Source organism: Agromyces sp. NBRC 114283 (genome assembly GCF_030268405.1).
Lineage (GTDB): Bacteria > Actinomycetota > Actinomycetes > Actinomycetales > Microbacteriaceae > Agromyces > Agromyces mediolanus.
Genome location: NZ_BSQP01000001.1, coordinates 3,036,665 through 3,052,430, shown reverse-complemented (window position 1 = coordinate 3,052,430; position 15,766 = coordinate 3,036,665). Strand labels below are relative to the sequence as shown.

Below are 15,766 nucleotides of genomic sequence, written 5' to 3'. Positions count from 1 at the left end.
GCCGGAGCGAGCATTCGAGCGGGCCGGCGCCCGAGCGACCGATCGCTCAGGCGACGAGTTTGCGCATGCCCGCCTCGAGCGCGGCCGCCGCGGCCGTCGCCGCAGCGCGGCGCTCGGCGACGGTGCCCTCGTCGGAGACGGCGTCGATGTAGACCTTCAGCTTCGGCTCGGTGCCGCTCGGGCGGACCATCACGCGGCCGCCGCCGGCGAGGACGATGCGCAGCACGTCCGAGGGCGGCAGCTCGCCGCCTTCGGCGAGGTCCTCGATGCGCTCGACGCGGATGCCGCCGACCTCCGCCGGCGGGTTCGCGCGGAGCCGGGCCATGACCTCCCCGATGCGGGCGAGGTCGGTGACGCGGATCGAGACCTGCGCGGAGGCGAAGCAGCCGAAGCGCGCGACGAAGTCGTCGAGGTGGTCGGCGACCGTGCGGCCGGCGGCCTTCAGGTCCGCGGCGAGGCCGAGGAAGGCGACTGCGGCGGAGATGCCGTCCTTGTCGCGCACCGTGCCGGGGTTCACGAGGTAGCCGAGGGCCTCCTCGAAGCCGAACACGAGGTGCGGGGCGCGGGAGATCCACTTGAACCCCGTGAGCGTGGCCCGGAACTCCAGGCCGTGGTGGCGTGCCACCGTCTCGAGACCGGGGGAGGAGACGATCGAGCAGGCGAGCGTGCCCTCGGGTCCGCCGTCGCCTGTCGCCGCGGCGACGGCGCGCTCGGCCGCCTGCCAGCCGAGCAACAGGCCCACCTCGTTGCCGGTGAGCCGGCGATAGCCCTCGGCAGCGGTCTCGTCGGGGATCGCGATGGCGAGCCGGTCGGCGTCGGGGTCGTTCGCGATGATGAGCTCCGCACCGGCTTCGCGCGCCGTGGCGAACGCGAGGTCCATGGCGCCCGGCTCCTCCGGGTTCGGGAAGGCCACGGTCGGGAACGCCGGGTCGGGCTCGATCTGCGCGGCGACGAGCGTCGGGCGGTCGAACCCGGCGGCCGCGAGCACCTTGGCGGTCGTCTCCCAGCCCACGCCGTGCATCGCCGTGTACGCGACCTCGGGCTGCGCCGCGGGGGCGCCTCCGGCCGCCTGCGCCGTCGCCGCGACGTAGGCGTCGACGACCGACTCGTCGGCGGTCTCGTAATCCCCGCGTGGCAGCTCGGGCACCAGAGCGGACTCGGCGACGCGCAGGATGTGCGCGGCGATCTCGGCGTCGGCGGGCGAGACGATCTGCGATCCGCCGTGCTCGCCGCCGAGGTACACCTTGTAGCCGTTGTCGTTCGGCGGGTTGTGGCTCGCGGTCACCATGACCCCGGCGCTGAGCCCCAGGTGCCGCACCGCGAACGCCGTCACCGGGGTCGGCAGAAGCCGCGGCAGCAGCACGGCACGCACGCCGGCGCCCGACATGATCTCCGCCGAGTCGCGCGCGAACACCGCCGAGTTCTTGCGGCCGTCGTAGCCGATCACGACCGAGGGGGTCTCGCCGGGCGCGGCCTGCTCGAGCAGGTACGCCGCGAGCCCGGCCGCCGCTTGCGACACGAGCACCCGGTTCATCCGGTTCGGCCCGGCGGCGATCTCGCCGCGGAGCCCCGCCGTGCCGAACGCGAGCCGGGTGTCGAAGCGGTCGGCGAGCTCGGCCGCCGCCGCTCCGTCGCCGGCGCGGACGGCGTCGAGGATGCCGCTGAGCTCCTCCCGCGTCTCGGGGTCGGGGTCCTGGGCCAGCCACGCCTCGGCGAGGGCGACGCGGGCGTCGTCGGTGGGGTGCTGCTCGGGCATCCGATGGTCCTTTCGGGGTCGGCGAAACGCCGGAGCCGCCAACAGGGCGGCGCTGGGCTCAGATCGCGGCGACGATGTCCGCGAGGAGCTTGGAGATCACGGGCTCGGCCTCGCGGCCCGCCTCGATGACCTCCTCGTGGCTGAGCGGGGTGGTCTGGATGCCGGCGGCGAGGTTGGTGATGAGGCTCATGCCGAGCACCTCCATGCCGGACTGGCGCGCGGCGATGGCCTCGAGCGCGGTCGACATGCCGACGATGTGGCCGCCGATGGTCTTCGCCATCTGCACCTCGGCCGGCGTCTCGTAGTGTGGGCCGCGGAACTGGCAGTAGACGCCCTCGTCGAGCTCGGGCGAGATCGAGCGGGCGAGCTCGCGCAGGCGCGTCGAGTACAGGTCGGTGAGGTCGATGAACGTCGCGCCCTCGAGCGGCGAGTCGGCGGTCAGGTTGATGTGGTCGCTGATCAGCACGGGAGTGCCCGGCTTCCAGTGCGACTTGATGCCGCCGGCGCCGTTCGTGAGGATCATCGTCTTCGCACCGGTCGCGGCGGCGGTGCGCACCGAGTGCACGACCCGGCGCACGCCGTGGTTCTCGTAGTAGTGGGTGCGCGCGCCGATCACGAGGGCCCGCTTGCCGTTCGGCAGCAGCACCGAGCGCAGCGTGCCGACGTGGCCCTCGAGCGCGGGCTTCGAGAAGCCGGGCACCTCGGTCGCCGGGATGGTGTGCGTCGTCTCGCCGATGATCTCGGCGGCCTTGCCCCAGCCGGAGCCGAGGGTGAGGGCCAGGTCGTGCCGGGCGACCCCGGTGAGCTCGGCGATGCGGTCGGCCGCCTGCTGGGCCACCACGAAGGGGTCGGCGGCGGGATCGTCGAGGGGGTTCTGCTCGGTCATCCCACCATGCTAATCAGCACGGAGGGCCGTGGCATCCGCCTGCTCGTTTGCTGCCCTTTCGCGGCCTGCGCCAGAATATTGAGCATGGCCTATGAATTCGAGCGCACCCAGAGAATCGCTGTCCTCGGCGGCGGTCCCGGCGGGTACGAGGCGGCGCTCGCCGCGGCGCAGCTCGGCGCCGAAGTCACGCTCATCGAACGGGCCGGCGTGGGCGGCTCGGCCGTGCTCACCGACGTGGTCCCCTCGAAGTCGCTCATCGCGACGGCCGAGGCCTCGAACGCCGTGAAGGAGGCCGCCGACCTCGGCGTGCAGTTCTACGCGAAGGGCGAGTCCGAGAAGGCCGTGAAGCCCAAGGTCGCCATCAACCTCGCCGCCGTGAACAAGCGCCTGCTCGGCCTCGCCGCCCAGCAGTCGGAGGACATGCGCTCGAACCTCATCGAGGCGGGCGTGCACCTCGTGCAGGGCGAGGGTCGGCTCGACGGGGCCAACGCCGTCATCGTGTCGACCTCGAAGGGCGGCACCGACTTCGACCGCATCGAGGCGGACACCCTCGTCATCTCGGTCGGCGCCACGCCGCGCGTGCTGCCCACCGCCGTGCCGGACGGCGAGCGCATCCTCACCTGGACGCAGCTCTACCACCTGCAGCAGATCCCCGAGCACCTCATCGTCGTCGGCTCCGGCGTCACGGGCGCGGAGTTCGCCTCGGCGTACCGCGCGCTCGGCGCCAAGGTGACGCTCATCTCGAGCCGCGACCAGGTGCTGCCCGGCGAGGACGCCGACGCCGCCGCCGTGATCGAGAAGGTCTTCACCCGCAACGGCATGAAGGTCATGAACAAGTCCCGCGCCGAGTCCGTGGTGCGCGACGGCGATTCGGTCGTCGCGACGCTCACCGACGGGCGCGAGGTGCGCGGCTCGCACTGCCTGATGGCCGTCGGCTCGGTGCCGAACACGCAGGGCATCGGCCTCGAGGAGGCCGGCGTGCAGCTCACCGAGTCCGGGCACATCCGGGTGAACCGGGTCGCCCGCACCTCGATGCCGAACATCTACGCCGCCGGCGACTGCACGACGTTCCTCCCGCTCGCCTCGGTCGCCTCGATGCAGGGCCGCACGGCCGTGTTCCACGCGATGGGCGACGTCGTGAACCCGCCCGAGAACCGCAACATCACGTCGAACATCTTCACCCAGCCCGAGATCGCGACCGTCGGCTGGACGCAGAAGGAGATCGAGGAGGGCGTCGTGCCCGGCACCGTGTACAAGCTGCCGCTCGCCTCGAACCCGCGGGCGAAGATGATGGGCATCCGCGACGGTTTCGTGAAGCTCTTCGCCTCGGCCGGCTCCGGCGCGATCATCGGCGGCGTGATCGTCGCCCCGAAGGCGTCCGAGCTGATCTTCCCGCTCGCGCTCGCCGTGGAGCACCGCCTCACGGTCGACCAGTTCGCCGAAGCCTTCCCGGTGTACCCCTCGCTCTCGGGCTCGCTCACCGACGCGGCCCGCGCCATGCACGTCGTGCGCTGACGCGGGCGCGCTCCGGGGCTAGGGGCGCTCGGGGTCGACGGCGGGGATCGAGCCGGTGGGCACGATCCTCACCTCGGCGCCGTCCTTGTCGATGAGCTTGCCGCCGACGTAGTAGTCGCCCTCCTCGAGCGCGGTGAGCGCCTCCTCGGGCACCAGTCGCGTCGGCGCCGCGACGAAGGTCGAGCGATCCCCGCGCGAGTTCGATCGCCGCACGACGTGGTTGAACAGCACGTTGAGCAGCACGGCCATGATCGTCGCCGAGCTGATCCCGGAGTGGAAGATGATCTGGAACCAGGTCGGGAATGCGTCGTAGATCGCCGGTAGCACGACGGGCAGCATGCCGAAGGCGAGCGAGATCGCGACGATGATGAGGTTCAGGTTGTTCCTGTAGTCGACCTTCGAGAGCGTCGCGATGCCGCTCGCCGCGACCGTGCCGAACAGGGCCACGCCGACGCCGCCGAGCACGGGCGTCGGGATCGCCGCGACGATCCGGCCGAGCACGGGCAGCACGCCGAGCAGCACGAGCACGACGCCGCCCGCGGCGACGACGTAGCGGCTCTTCACCTTGGTGATGGCGACGAGTCCGACGTTCTGCGCGAACGCGCTCTGCGTGAACGAGTTGAAGATCGGCGAGACCGCGCTCGAGAGCATGTCGGCGCGCAGGCCGGCCGCGATCCGCTTGGAGTCGACCTTCGTGCCGACGACCTCGCCGACCGCGAGGATGTCGGCCGTCGTCTCCGTGAAGGTGACGAGCACGACGATGAGCATGGAGATGATCGCCGCGGGCTCGAAGGTCGGCAGGCCGAACTGGAACGGCATCGGCACGGCGAAGATCGGTCCCTCGAGGGCGCCGGCGAAGTCGACGCGGCCGAAGAACGCGGCGACGACGGTCGCGAGCACGAGGGAGAGCAGGATGGCGAGGCGGGCGAGTGCCGGGGTGCCGAACTTCGTCAGCAGCACCATGATGAGCAGCGCCACGCCGGCGAGGCCGAGGTTCGCCGGGTCGCCGAAGTCCGGCGCGCCGGCACCGCCCATCGCCCAGGTCCCCGCCACCGGGATCAGTGTCAGGCCGATCGAGGTGATCACGACGCCCGTCACGACGGGCGGGAAGAACTTCACGATCATCGCGAAGAACGGCGCGATGAGGATGCCGATGACCGCCGACGCGAGGATGGCGCCGAACACCGCCGGCAGTCCGCCGCCGCCGGAGAGGATCGCGAGCATCGTCGCGACGCCGGCGAACGAGACGCCCTGCACGAGCGGCAGCTGCGAGCCGAAGAACGGGATGCCGATGGTCTGCAGGATGGTGGCGAGGCCGCCGATGAAGAGCGCGCTCGCGATGAGCACGCCGATCTCCAGCTGGCTGAGGCCGGCGGCCTGGCCGATGACGAGCGGCGGGGCGATGATGCCGCCGTACATCGTGAGCACGTGCTGGAGCCCGTAGGCGAAGGTCGGGCCGAGACCGAGCTTCGTGTCTTCGGGCCTCGTGGGGGTGGCCGTCGCGGCCGATCGTGTGCGTCCCATGGTTCCTCTGCTGTCGGTTGCCGTTGATGCGATGTCGCATGTGTCTTCACCGGGGCCGTGTGGGGAACGGACCGAGGCGGCAGGGTCGCCGACGCCAGGCCGGCGACCCTGCCGGAGGAATCTGATTTCGCAAGGCGGAAACTTGATTCCAATGAGTGAGAAGAGTGAAGCACTCGACTCCACCAGTGTCAAGGGGGCCGGGGACGGTCGGGGTGCGTCCGTGCAGCGCCGGCGGCTCAGCCGTGCAGGACCCGAGCGGCGAACGCCAGGATCGCCTCGGCCGACTCCGCGCTCGCTCCGCCGCGACCGCTGCCGCCGACGAGTTCGGGAAGCGGGGGGAGATAGGCGGGGGCATCGGTGAAGCTCAGGTGCGCGGCCCCGGCCACCTCGACGCGGACCGGATCGCTCGACGCGGCGAGCACGGCGTCGAGCGCCGCACGGTAGCGGTCGTCGGCCTCGGCATCGCCCGTGCCCTCGCCCGCGACGAGCGCGAGCACCGGCGGCAGCGCGCCCAGCGTCTCCGCGAGCCACGGGTAGCCGTCGAGGTCGACGGCGGCGGCGAAGCGAGGATCGAGGCCGGCGGCGAGGATGGCGGAGGCGCCGCCGAGGGAATGCCCGGCCGCGATCGCCCGTGCCGGGTCGAGGGCACCCGTCAGACGTCGGCCGGCCGGGTCGGCCCGCTCGCCCTCGGCGATCCGCTCGAGCTCGTCGAGCGCCGAGGACAGATCGGCCGCCCGCCGGCGCGCCCATTCGCCGATGAGCGCGTCGGCGGCGGCCGGGTCGTCCGTGAGGGCGCTGCGCACGACCGTGCCGTCCTCGAGCACCGTCGCCGAGCTGTCGCCCGGGTGATCGAGAGTGAGCACGGCGTAGCCGTGGCTCGCGAGCTCCATCGCGAGCGAGGTGTTCTGCGCGCGGACGCCGCCGAGCCCGGGGGAGAGCACGATCACCGGCCAGCTGCCCGGTGCGGGCGCCGCGTCGGCGGCGGCCTGGACCCGCCCCCGCGCGACCTCGTCGAAGAGGAACGCGGGCGCGCCGAAATCCTCGGCCAACGCCGCCGCGACGATCGTCGACTCCTCGGCGTCGCGGCCGAGGTAGGCGACGCCGCCGGGGTCGGGTGGTTGCTCGGTGGGGTACCAGAGCCGGCCCACGATGGTGCGCGGGCTCGGGCCGGCGTGCGGGCGTTCCCACTGCAGGGTGGTCTCCGCGACGGCGTGCGGTCCGCTCGGTGCGGGCAGCGAGAACCTCGGCAGCGCCCAGTTCGCCCCGGTGGCGCCGATCGCGAGCAGCACGGCGAGGGTGCCGGCCGCGGCCCCGCCGAGCCGGGCGAGCACGGTCGTGGCACGGCGCCGTGGTCGCCCCGGCGAGCGGAGCCGCGCGAGGGTCACGACGAGGGCCACCGCCGCGGCGACGGCAAGCACCGCGCTCGGCCAGCGCACGCCGTCGAGGGCGAGCGCGGTGAGCACGAGCGCCGCGCTGACGGCGGCGGAGGCCGCGACGGCGACGGCGCGGATGCGTCGCGGCAGCGCGGACGAGGCCAGCAGGAGCGGCGCGGTGAGGGCGAGCAGCACGTCGAGCGGGGTCACCGCTTCAGCTTCGGCGCGGCCGGACCGAGCCGCGTCCGACGCCCGGATGACTCCGGGTCATCCGCGGTGATGACGCGCCGCGCGGGTCGGCGGGTGGTACCGCGGAACGATCACGGAGGGGCCGGATCCCTCCGGCGGCGGATGTCCGAGCCCCTCCCCACGGCATAGCGTCGAACAATGATCCAACCCACCCCTTCTGACCTCCGCCCGTTGCGCGACCGCGTCGAACTCCTCGAGCCGGTCGTGCTCGACGGCGTCGGCGGGCTCGAGTGGCGCCCGATGACCGCCGAGGACGTCCCCGCGATCACGGAGCTGTTCGCGGAGGCCGGGCGGCTCGACCATTCGACCGTCGTGGTGGCGGAGGACGAGGTCGCCCAGCTGCTCGAGATGCCGACGGTGGACCTCGCACTCGACACGATCGTCGGCGTCGAGCCGGGCGGACGGATCGTCGCGTACGGCGCGGTGATCGCCGGTGAGGAGCACCGCACCGTCGTCTGGATCACCCTCGACGGGACGGTGCATCCCGCGCGCCGGCGAGCAGGCATCGGCACCGCGCTGCTCGCCTGGCAGGAGGCCCGGGGCCGGCAGATGCTCGGCTCGTCCGAGGAGCGCCTGCCGGCGTGGCTGGCGGCGGGCACCGAGGAGCACGTGGCGGACGCGATCGCGCTGTTCGAGCGCCACGGATACGCGCCCACCCGGTGGTGGCTCGAACTCGAAGGCGACCTCGGGGCGCCGATCCCGCAACGGCCGCTGCCGGAAGGCGTGCGGCTCGAACCGTACCTGGACTGGCGCGAGGAGACCCGGTTGGCGTACAACGCCGCGTTCGAGGACCACTGGGGGAGTCAGCCCGCGACGGCGCGGGAATGGGACGCCGACGAGCGCCTGGAGTCCGCCCGGCCCGAGCTGTCGCGCGTCCTGGTCGCGTCGGACGAGGCCGGCCGCGAGCTCGTCGTCGGGTTCGTCATCGTCACCGTGTCGGAGCAGGAGTGGGCGCTGCGGGGCGGTTCGTTCGCGTACATCGACGCCCTCGGCGTCCGGGCGGAATGGCGCGGTCGGGGGCTCGCGTCGGCGCTCCTCGCGGATGCCATGCGCGTCTACCGCGACGCCGGGTTCGCGCTCGCCGTGCTCGACGTCGACGCCGACAGCCCCACCGGGGCCGTCGGGCTCTACGAGGGGCTCGGCTTCCGCGAGTCGCAGCGCTCCGTCAGCCTCGTCAAGGTGCTCTAGGCGGCAGCGGCCGGGGCGCCTCGCCACGTTCGCAGAGATCGGTGCATCGCCTGCTCGGGATGCGGGCGCTCCGCTCCCGCTGATGTGAGACTGGAGGGATGGCCCCGGAAGCGCGCGAGTACCACGAGTTCTTCCGGGGCATCCGCCGTTCCGGTCTGCGCGGTGCCGTCGCCGCCGTCGCGATCCTCGCGATCTACGTCGGCCTCGCGGCAGCGATGGGCGGCTGGGTCGTGCCCGCGATCGTCGCGGCGGGCTTCCCGGATGCGCGGCTGCCGCTCTCGTTCCTCACGATCGCGGCGGTGCTGCCGTTCGTCTTCCTCGTGCAGCGGGTGTGCTTCGGGGTTCCGGGTCGTTGGCTGCACTCGGTCGCCGGGAGGTTCCGGTGGGCCGTGGCGGGCCGGGCCGCACTCGTCGTGGTACCCGCGTTCGCGCTGCTCGGTGCCGCCGACTGGGTGCTCGACGGCGCGCCGGCGCCGCCCGCGACCTCGCTCGCGATGGGAACGGCCATCCTCCTCGCGCTCCTTCTCGCCCCGCTGCAGTCCATGGCCGAGGAGTACCTGTTCCGGGGGCTGCTCACGCGCTCGGTCGCCACCTGGTTCGGGCCGAGCATCGTGAGCCTCGCGATGAGCCTGCTCGTCACCGCGGTGCTCTTCGCGGCGTTCCACGGCACGGCGGATCCGTGGCGGCTCGCCTTCTACCTCGCCTTCGGCGTGGCGGCGTCGCTCATCACCTGGCGCACGGGCGGCCTGGAGTCGGCGAGCGTCATGCACGCCGCGAACAACCTCGCCGCCATCGTGGTCACGGTGTGGCTCGCCGGCGACCACCGCGTCGCCGACCCCGACGCCGCGGGCTCGCCGCGCCAGCTGCTCGGCATCGCGGTGTGCGTGATCGTCACCGCGGGGATCTGGATCGTCTCCTCGCGCGCGGGCGATCAGCGCCGAGCGGACGGGGCCGGCGGGTCGGCGATCAGCTCCGGCGGACGAGCGAGGTGAGCCGGATCCGCGAGGGCGGCATCCACACGTTCGAGTACTCCACCGGGCGGTCGCCGCGCGTGTAGGTGGTCTGCTCGACGTGCAGCAGCGGCTCGCCCGCCGGAACGCGCAGCAGTTCGGACAACTGCGGAGTCGGCGCGGTGGCGCCGACGATGCGGCGACCGAGGGTGATGCGCATGCCGGCATCCTCCTCGAGGTGCCGGAAGAGCCCCTTGCCGAGCACCGCGCCCTCGTCGAGCTCGGGCAGCGCCGCGGTGCCGATCCAGTTCTCCAGCACCATGATCGGCTCGCCGTCGGCGTTGCTGCGGACGCGCACGAGCTTCCACGTCGGCGTGCCGGGCGAGAGCTCGAGCAGTCCGGCTACGCCCGCGGGGGCGGCGACCCGCTCCGCCGAGACGAGGGCGGTCGCGAAGTCGATCCGCTGCGCCTGCAGCTCCTCGGCCATCGAGCGGAGCGGATTGCTGAAGTCCTGCTGCAGCTCGCCTGCCGCGACGAAGGTGCCGCGGCCCTGGATCTGGCGGAGGAGCCCCTCGTCGATGAGCGTGCGGAGTGCGCGCCTGACCGTGCCCCGGCTCACATCGAGCTCCTCGGCGAGATCGGACTCGGCGTGGAGCTTGTAGTTCTGCGGCCAGGCGCCGCTCGTGATGTTCCGGCGGATCTGGTCGCTGATCTGATCGTGCAGCGCCCAGGCGGTGTCACGGATCAGCGGGTCCAGCTGGGGCACGGTCAAAGCGTCTCGTTCCTGCGCGTGGAGCCCTACGGATCACCGACCATGGATGACCGATCGCAGCTCGCGAGTGATCCCTTCCGGATCCTCATCTTGCCAGACCGTGCGCCCGTAGACCGCGCCCGCCATGCCCGCGTCGAGGCATGCCTCGAGATCCGCGATCGTGGCGGCGGGGCCGTTGCGCGGCGGCCCGCCCCGCAGCAGGACCGGCACCGGCACGGCCGCGACGAGGTCGGCGAGCGCCGCGCGGGAGGGCGTCCGGTCGATCTTCACGAGGTCGGCGCCGAGCTCGAAGGCGACCCGGGTGCCGTCGATCATGATCTGCGAGAGCGCCGCGTCGTCGACGTCCGCGGCCTTCGCCATCACCTCGACCATGAGCGGCAGGCCGAGGCGCTCGCACTCGCGCGCGAGCGCCCCGGTGCGTTCGGCGCCGAGGTCGACGACCCGCGGCGCCCGCACGTCGTAGATGAGGAAGACCACGGCGCAGTCGCCGCCGGCGCGGACGACCTGCTCCGCGCCGGCCCAGTGGGCGGATGCCTCGAGCCGCTCGTGCGGGTCGTCGGTCACGGGAGAGCGGTCCACCCGCAGCACGAGGCCCGTCGTGGGGGAGCCGTGCACCTCCGGGTCGAGGGTCTTGGCCGAGTGCAGCCCCATCTGCAGGCCGTCGGCGCCGCCCCGCCAGCTCGCGTGCGCGAGCTGGCGGAGGCCGCCGAGGTACCCGCCGCTGGTGCCCGCCGAGACGGCGTGGTCGTAGCCGACGATGAGGGCTCGCCCGTCATCGCCGAGCACGCGCGCGAGTCGTCGGTCCACTCCGTTCGGTGCGGTCGTCAGCGTGTTCATTCCCTGCCTTTCAGATGACGTCGGCGGTCTGCTCCGCCGGCTCGTCGGTCGTTCGTCGGTCGAGTGCGCGGTCCAGGCCGAACCGCAGCACGAGCCCCATCACGGCGCCGGCGAGCATCGGGGCGCCCACGGTGATGAGCAGCGAGAGCCCGTCGCGCGGCCCGGGGAACGCGTTCGCGCCCCAGCCGTCGAGGAGCAGCAGCAGTCGGGGGCCGAGGTCGCGGGCGGGGTTCAGCGAGGTCATCGAGAGGGCGCCGGTCGCGACCGTGAGCATCAGGATGAGCACGCCGATCGCGAGCGGGAAGGCCCACGACACCGGGGCGTTCACCGTCCGCCGGTGGGAGACGATGACGACGAAGAGGATCAGCACCGCCGTCGCGATGAGCTCGACGGAGAAGCCGACGCCGACGGGGACCGCCTCGTAGGCGGCGGCGTCGGTGCCGATGATCGCGGGGTTCGGCGAGTAGGGCACGAAGACCATCGCGGCCGCCTCCGCGCCCGGCGCGCCCTTCGCGATGCCTTGCTCGGCCATCCACTGCCGCAGGGTCCCGCCGAACCAGAGCATGACGACGGAGGCGCCGACGAGCGCGCCGGCGATCTGCGAGATCCAGTAGCCGGGGACGAGTCGCCAGGAGTGCTTGCCCGCGATGGCGAAGGCGAGCGTGACGGCTGGGTTCAGGTGGGCGCCCGAGAACGTCGCGGCGAGCCAGACGGCGATCGCGACGGCCGAGCCCCAGATGATGCCCATCGAGACGAGGTCCGCGACCTGGGCGAGCAGGATCGCCACGGCGACGCCTGAGCAGCCGAGCAGGACGATCGCGAAGGTGCCGAGCGCCTCGCCCGCGTAGGCGCGCCAGTGGCCGGTCATCGGGCGACCCCCTCGGCGAGCAGCCGCTGCAGCGCCTCGTCGCGCGCGTAAGAGGCCTGGGTGCCGCGTCGGGTGACCGAGTCGGCCGAGACGACGATGGCGAGCTCGATCGAGGCGATCGGATCGAGGCCGGCGGCCAGGCCGTGCGCGAATCCGCCGCAGAACGCGTCGCCGGCTCCCGTCGTGTCGACCGCGTCGACGACCGGGGCGGGGAAGTGCCGGACGCTGCCGTCCTCGTGCACGAGGTTGGCGCCGTCCTCGCCGAGGGTGATCACGAGGCGCACCCCGAGGCGGGCGGCGAAGGCCGCGCCGTCCGTCGTCATGTCCTCGGGGGCCCGGCCGAACTCCGCCTCGAACAGCAGCGCGAACTCCGTCTCGTTCGGGATGAGCCAGTCGGTGAGGGCGAGCAGACCCGGCGCGACGGGGGCCGCCGGCCCCGGGTTCAGCACCGTGATCGCGCCGGCGTCCTTGCCGTGCCGGAAGCCGCGCTCGATGATCGGCTGCGGCACCTCGAGCTGGCTGAGCACGAGTGCCGGCGCCGGGTTCGCGGCGAACGCGTCGTCGACCTGGTCGAGCGTCATGAGCTCGTTCGCGCCGGCGCCGAGGATGATGCGGTTGTCGCCGCTCGGGTCGACCATCACATTGGCGACGCCGCTGTAGCTGTCCGGCGCCTGCGCCATGTGCTCGACGTCGATCCCGAAGGAGCGGAAGTTCTCGATGGTGTCGCGCCCGAAGGAGTCCGTGGCGACGGTGTTCACCATCACCACACGGCTGCCGAGGAGCGCCGCCATCACGGCCTGGTTCGCGCCCTTGCCGCCGAAGCCCTGGGCGAAGCCGCGTCCGAAGACGGTCTCGCCCTGCGCGGGCATCCGTTCGAGATACGAGATGAGGTCCACCATCGTGCTGCCGACGCAGACGATCTGGGCGGCCGGGGGAGTGCTGGGGGTCATGGGTTCTCTCCGAAACGTCGTTGATCCGTACCGTACGAAAAGGAGCATAGACGTATATGTACGTATTGCAAAGTACTCGCCCGTGAACCGAGGTGATCCATGCCTCGGATCCTCCTCTCCTCGCCGGCGGGCGGCGCGCAGGCGCGGCGCGAGCGGGGGTGCCACCCCGGTGGTCCTTGCATTGCTTTCCTATATGGGAATATGATGCGGGGATGGCCCGTGCAGCGACGACCTCCGACGTCTTCAACGCCATCGCCGAACCGCAGCGACGAGACATCCTGCTGCTGCTCCGCGACGGCGAGCGCCCCGCGACCGCCATCGCCGAGGAACTCGGGCTGAGCCAGCCCGGGACGTCGAAGCACCTCCGCGTGCTGCGGGAGGTGGGGCTCGTGCACGACCGGCGCGACGGCAGGCAGCGCGTGTACCGGCTCGACGCGCGCGGCCTCGAGCCGGTGCACGAGTGGGCGGGCGGATTCGAGCGGTTCTGGAACGAGAGCTTCGAGCGGCTCGACGCGTACGTGCAGGACCTCAAGCGGAACAGGAGTGCGCAATGACGGACGATGCGGCGACGAACGGTGTGGAGTCGGCCACGGCCGACCGCGAGATCGTGATCACCCGCCTGATCGACGCCCCGAGGGCCCTCGTGTTCGAGGCGTTCACCGAGGTGTCGCACCTGTCGCAGTGGTGGGGCCCGCACGGTTTCACGACGACCACCCGCGCGTTCGAGTTCCGGGAGGGCGGGGTCTGGGAGTTCGTGATGCACGGGCCGGACGGCACGAAGTATCCCGAGTGGATCAGCTGGACCGAGATCGTCCCGCCGGAGCGGATCGCCATGCTCCACGGCGAGCACCGCGACGATCCCGAGGCCTTCGAGTCGGTGCTGAGCTTCGAGGAGCTCGGAGGGGCCACCAGGGTGCGGATGCAGACGGTGTTCCGGAGTCGGGAGCTGCGCGATGCCGCGATCGAACGGCACGGCGCCGTCGAGGGCGGCCGGCAGACCCTTGCCGAACTCGCCGCCTACGTCGAACGGGCGGACCGGACGGAGCGGACGCGCTGATGGCCGGCACCGTGTTCTTCAGCGTCTCGATGTCGCTCGACGGCTACATCGCCCCGGCGTCCGCCGACGAGCTGATGGGCCGGCAGTGGATGCAGCTGCAGCAGTGGGTGTTCCGGCAGAAGCACTTCCGCGAGAACCTGCAGCTCGGCACCGGCGGTGAGGAGGGGCCCGACAACGATCTCGTGCGCGCCACCTTCGAGCGCACCGGGGCGAGCGTCATGGGCCGACGCATGTTCGACGCCGGCGAGGCCATGTGGCCGGAGGAGCCGCCGTTCCACACCCCGGTGTTCGTGGTGACCCACGCACCGCGCGAGCCGTGGGTGCGCGCCGGCGGCACCACCTTCTTCTTCGTCACCGACGGCATCGAGTCCGCGGTCGAGCAGGCTCGTGCGGCGGCCGACGCGCGCGACGTCCGGATCGCCGGTGGCGCGGACACGATCGTGCAGGCGCTGAACGCCGGGTTCGTCGACGAGTTCCACCTCGCCGTCTCGCCGGTGCTCTTCGGCACCGGGGTGCGCCTCTTCGACCGGATCGACGCCGCGAGGATCGGGATCGAGCAGGTGAGCGCCGAGTCCTCGCCGCTCACCACGCACCTCCGCTACCGGGTGCGGGTCGGGGAGCCGACGCGGTAGGTTTCGCTCATCGGAAAGGACCCGACGATGACCGAGCTCCACCTCCCGCCGAGCGGATTCCCCGCGCTCGACTGGGCTGCACGCTCCATGCCCGTGCTCGCCGCGACGATGCGCGAGCACGCCGACGCGTTCGCCGGCCGGCATGTCGGCATCTGCCTGCACACCGAGCCCAAGACGGGGGTGCTCGTGCAGTGGCTGCTCCGGGTCGGCGCGCGCGTGACGATCACCGGCAACCTCGGCACGACCGTCCCCGAGACGGCGGCGGCGCTCGCCGAGCTCGGCGCGACGGTCGTGGGGGAGCGGACGGATGACCCGGCCGAGCAGTCCCGCAACGTCGCGCGGGTCGTGGCCGCCGAGCCGGAGCTGCTGCTCGACAACGGCGGCGAGATGATCGAGCTCGTGCTGCGGGGCGGCCCGCGAGCTGCCGCCTTCCTCGGCGCGACGGAGGAGACGACGACCGGCGGGCGGCGGCTGCGGGAGCTCGACGTCGCCGCGGACTTCCCGGTCATCGTGATCAACGACAGCACCCTGAAGCTCCTCGTCGAGAACGAGTTCGGCGTGGGGCAGAGCATCGTGCAGGGCTTCATGAACGCGACGAATGCGATGCTGCCCGGCATCCGCGCGACCGTCATCGGCTACGGGCCCTGCGGCAAGGGTGTCGCCGACACCCTGCAGCGCCTCGGCGCGCGGGTCAGCGTCGTGGACTCCGACCCGTACCGGGCGCTCGAGGCGATCATGCACGGCCACCGGGTGGGCCCGCTCACGGAGCTGCTGCCTGGCTCGGACGCGCTCTTCCTCGCGACGGGCCATCCCGAGGTCGTGCCGGTCGAGGCCTTCCCGCTCCTGCCCGACGGGCTCATCGTCGCCGGGGTCGGCCACGAACCCTACGAACTCGACCTCGGCGCACTCGCCGAGGCCGCGGTCGAGCAGCGCTCGCTGTCCGTGCCGGGCGCCGAGGCGTCGGCGCGCACGCTCTACCGGATGCCGGACGGCCGCGAGATCGTCGTGCTGCACGGCACGCGCATGATCAACCTCGTCGCCGCGAGCGGGAACCCCATCCAGGCGATGGACCTCGGCCTCGCGCTGCAGGCCGCGAGTCTCGCCGCGATCGCCACGGGGCGGGCGCCGTTCACCGGCCCGCACGCCGTGCCGGCCGACGTCGACCGGGCGCTCGCGACGCGGCTCGTGGAGACGTGGCGGTGAGCCGCC

At 72.5% G+C, this 15,766-nt stretch carries 15 protein-coding genes; 7 read left to right on the top strand and 8 right to left on the bottom strand.

Going from position 1 to position 15,766, the window contains the following annotated elements; all coding sequences use genetic code 11:
• Positions 1 to 46 precede the first annotated feature (46 nt).
• Together QSJ60_RS14690 and QSJ60_RS14685 are read right to left on the bottom strand one after the other, a co-directional pair.
• Positions 47 to 1,756 (bottom strand): phospho-sugar mutase, encoded by a 1,710-nt coding sequence (locus QSJ60_RS14690; protein WP_285464109.1) that lies wholly within the window; start codon positions 1,754 to 1,756, stop codon positions 47 to 49.
• Between the two features lie 58 nt (positions 1,757 to 1,814).
• Entirely contained in the window at positions 1,815 to 2,642 is an 828-nt protein-coding gene (locus QSJ60_RS14685) for a purine-nucleoside phosphorylase (RefSeq protein ID WP_189086232.1), read from the bottom strand.
• A gap of 84 nt (positions 2,643 to 2,726) precedes the next feature.
• On the opposite strand from QSJ60_RS14685, the gene QSJ60_RS14680 reads away from it, so the two are divergent.
• Positions 2,727 to 4,157 (top strand): NAD(P)H-quinone dehydrogenase, encoded by a 1,431-nt coding sequence (locus QSJ60_RS14680; RefSeq protein ID WP_189086233.1) that lies wholly within the window; start codon positions 2,727 to 2,729, stop codon positions 4,155 to 4,157.
• 18 nt (positions 4,158 to 4,175) lie between these two features.
• On the opposite strand, the gene QSJ60_RS14675 is transcribed toward QSJ60_RS14680, so the two are convergent.
• Entirely contained in the window at positions 4,176 to 5,681 is a 1,506-nt protein-coding gene (locus tag QSJ60_RS14675) for a nucleobase:cation symporter-2 family protein (protein ID WP_285464105.1), read from the bottom strand.
• A gap of 236 nt (positions 5,682 to 5,917) precedes the next feature.
• On the bottom strand, positions 5,918 to 7,264 hold the full coding sequence (locus QSJ60_RS14670) for an alpha/beta hydrolase family protein (protein ID WP_285464103.1): 1,347 nt from the start codon (positions 7,262 to 7,264) through the stop codon (positions 5,918 to 5,920).
• Between the two features lie 177 nt (positions 7,265 to 7,441).
• Here QSJ60_RS14670 and QSJ60_RS14665 point away from each other — a divergent pair, with 177 nt between their 5' ends.
• Positions 7,442 to 8,491 carry a GNAT family N-acetyltransferase gene (locus QSJ60_RS14665; protein ID WP_285464102.1) on the top strand — a complete coding sequence of 350 codons (1,050 nt, stop codon included), beginning with the start codon at positions 7,442 to 7,444 and terminating at the stop codon, positions 8,489 to 8,491.
• A 98-nt stretch (positions 8,492 to 8,589) separates the two neighbouring features.
• Positions 8,590 to 9,483 carry a CPBP family intramembrane glutamic endopeptidase gene (locus tag QSJ60_RS14660; RefSeq protein WP_285464101.1) on the top strand — a complete coding sequence of 298 codons (894 nt, stop codon included), beginning with the start codon at positions 8,590 to 8,592 and terminating at the stop codon, positions 9,481 to 9,483.
• On the opposite strand, the gene QSJ60_RS14655 is transcribed toward QSJ60_RS14660, so the two are convergent.
• The 4 genes from QSJ60_RS14655 to QSJ60_RS14640 are packed head-to-tail and all read right to left on the bottom strand — an operon-like array spanning position 9,458 to position 12,868.
• Complete coding sequence (locus tag QSJ60_RS14655) at positions 9,458 to 10,207, bottom strand: GntR family transcriptional regulator (RefSeq protein ID WP_285464097.1); 750 nt, start codon at positions 10,205 to 10,207, stop codon at positions 9,458 to 9,460. The two genes, QSJ60_RS14660 and QSJ60_RS14655, sit on opposite strands and share 26 nt — an antisense overlap.
• 39 nt (positions 10,208 to 10,246) lie before the next feature.
• Complete coding sequence (locus QSJ60_RS14650; protein ID WP_285464096.1) at positions 10,247 to 11,050, bottom strand: class I fructose-bisphosphate aldolase; 804 nt, start codon at positions 11,048 to 11,050, stop codon at positions 10,247 to 10,249.
• A 10-nt stretch (positions 11,051 to 11,060) separates the two neighbouring features.
• The gene (locus tag QSJ60_RS14645) at positions 11,061 to 11,918 is read right to left on the bottom strand and encodes an MIP/aquaporin family protein (RefSeq protein WP_230765887.1); all 858 of its coding nucleotides are present in this window, start codon (positions 11,916 to 11,918) and stop codon (positions 11,061 to 11,063) included.
• Positions 11,915 to 12,868: a ribokinase gene (locus tag QSJ60_RS14640; protein WP_285464094.1), complete on the bottom strand. Its 954-nt coding sequence runs from the start codon at positions 12,866 to 12,868 to the stop codon at positions 11,915 to 11,917. The genes QSJ60_RS14645 and QSJ60_RS14640 overlap by 4 nt, the downstream gene beginning before the upstream one ends.
• A 212-nt stretch (positions 12,869 to 13,080) precedes the next feature.
• On the opposite strand from QSJ60_RS14640, the gene QSJ60_RS14635 reads away from it, so the two are divergent.
• The 4 genes from QSJ60_RS14635 to QSJ60_RS14620 are packed head-to-tail and all read left to right on the top strand — an operon-like array spanning position 13,081 to position 15,760.
• Positions 13,081 to 13,422 carry an ArsR/SmtB family transcription factor gene (locus QSJ60_RS14635; protein WP_285464092.1) on the top strand — a complete coding sequence of 114 codons (342 nt, stop codon included), beginning with the start codon at positions 13,081 to 13,083 and terminating at the stop codon, positions 13,420 to 13,422.
• Positions 13,419 to 13,925 (top strand): SRPBCC family protein, encoded by a 507-nt coding sequence (locus tag QSJ60_RS14630; RefSeq protein ID WP_285464090.1) that lies wholly within the window; start codon positions 13,419 to 13,421, stop codon positions 13,923 to 13,925. Before QSJ60_RS14635 ends, QSJ60_RS14630 begins: the two co-directional genes overlap by 4 nt.
• The gene (locus QSJ60_RS14625; RefSeq protein ID WP_285464088.1) at positions 13,925 to 14,557 is read left to right on the top strand and encodes a dihydrofolate reductase family protein; all 633 of its coding nucleotides are present in this window, start codon (positions 13,925 to 13,927) and stop codon (positions 14,555 to 14,557) included. The genes QSJ60_RS14630 and QSJ60_RS14625 overlap by 1 nt, the downstream gene beginning before the upstream one ends.
• A 27-nt stretch (positions 14,558 to 14,584) precedes the next feature.
• On the top strand, positions 14,585 to 15,760 hold the full coding sequence (locus QSJ60_RS14620; RefSeq protein ID WP_285464086.1) for an adenosylhomocysteinase: 1,176 nt from the start codon (positions 14,585 to 14,587) through the stop codon (positions 15,758 to 15,760).
• The last annotated feature ends 6 nt before the right edge of the window (positions 15,761 to 15,766 follow it).

Excerpts from the sequence above, each read along its gene's own strand:
- QSJ60_RS14690 (WP_285464109.1), bottom strand. The coding sequence starts at position 1,756 with ATGCCCGAGCAGCACCCCACCGACGACGCCCGCGTCGCCCTCGCCGAG.
- QSJ60_RS14685 (WP_189086232.1), bottom strand. The coding sequence starts at position 2,642 with ATGACCGAGCAGAACCCCCTCGACGATCCCGCCGCCGACCCCTTCGTG.
- QSJ60_RS14680 (WP_189086233.1), top strand. The coding sequence starts at position 2,727 with ATGGCCTATGAATTCGAGCGCACCCAGAGAATCGCTGTCCTCGGCGGC.
- QSJ60_RS14675 (WP_285464105.1), bottom strand. The coding sequence starts at position 5,681 with ATGGGACGCACACGATCGGCCGCGACGGCCACCCCCACGAGGCCCGAA.
- QSJ60_RS14665 (WP_285464102.1), top strand. The coding sequence starts at position 7,442 with ATGATCCAACCCACCCCTTCTGACCTCCGCCCGTTGCGCGACCGCGTC.
- QSJ60_RS14660 (WP_285464101.1), top strand. The coding sequence starts at position 8,590 with ATGGCCCCGGAAGCGCGCGAGTACCACGAGTTCTTCCGGGGCATCCGC.
- QSJ60_RS14650 (WP_285464096.1), bottom strand. The coding sequence starts at position 11,050 with ATGAACACGCTGACGACCGCACCGAACGGAGTGGACCGACGACTCGCG.
- QSJ60_RS14645 (WP_230765887.1), bottom strand. The coding sequence starts at position 11,918 with ATGACCGGCCACTGGCGCGCCTACGCGGGCGAGGCGCTCGGCACCTTC.
- QSJ60_RS14640 (WP_285464094.1), bottom strand. The coding sequence starts at position 12,868 with ATGACCCCCAGCACTCCCCCGGCCGCCCAGATCGTCTGCGTCGGCAGC.
- QSJ60_RS14635 (WP_285464092.1), top strand. The coding sequence starts at position 13,081 with ATGGCCCGTGCAGCGACGACCTCCGACGTCTTCAACGCCATCGCCGAA.
- QSJ60_RS14630 (WP_285464090.1), top strand. The coding sequence starts at position 13,419 with ATGACGGACGATGCGGCGACGAACGGTGTGGAGTCGGCCACGGCCGAC.
- QSJ60_RS14625 (WP_285464088.1), top strand. The coding sequence starts at position 13,925 with ATGGCCGGCACCGTGTTCTTCAGCGTCTCGATGTCGCTCGACGGCTAC.
- QSJ60_RS14620 (WP_285464086.1), top strand. The coding sequence starts at position 14,585 with ATGACCGAGCTCCACCTCCCGCCGAGCGGATTCCCCGCGCTCGACTGG.